This is a genomic window from Blautia glucerasea (genome assembly GCF_020537505.1).
Classification (GTDB): Bacteria; Bacillota; Clostridia; order Lachnospirales; family Lachnospiraceae; genus Blautia_A.
The window spans coordinates 1-485 of sequence record NZ_JAJBMO010000115.1 but is presented as its reverse complement, the minus strand read 5'-3'; the positions used below and the strand labels follow the sequence as shown (position 1 = coordinate 485).

Below are 485 nucleotides of genomic sequence, written 5' to 3'. Positions count from 1 at the left end.
CCATACGGCAGGACGGTATTCAGTCCATCGACCTGTTGCCACTTCAAAGTTGCCATCTGGCAGAGGTGTTTTCTCGCAATGGAATACAGGGTTTCCGTATCGGAGTCCAGTTGTTTCTTGCTGTCTGCCATATGTACCATTGTCAGGATGCCGAACATCATCCTCTGATCCCTGGTGGTCAGATCGTCCAGCATTTCCTTGGTCTCTTTTCTCTGCAGCTCCATGTCATAGGGAACTACGGCTGAAAAGTTATTGTTGGCATTCTGGCGTCTCTGCCAGTTGGTGACGTTTGTCTCCACGCCCAGCAGTCGGTTCTGGATCTCACGCACCGCTTCGTCTGTCGGTACGGGGATGATATCAATGGACAGCATCAGGTTCCTGCCAAGGCTGCACAGTTCGGAGATCATCTCATCCTTTACATAGCTGGCGTAATCTTCCATAAAAAGGACTCTGCCGTACTGCTCGCCCAGCTTGAAATGGTCGTT

The 485-nt window shown here is 50.9% G+C and carries 1 pseudogene; it reads right to left on the bottom strand.

Annotation, left to right across the window (positions count from 1 at the left end):
• Positions 1-485, bottom strand: a pseudogene (locus LIQ05_RS19510) (VirB4-like conjugal transfer ATPase); the annotation flags it as partial.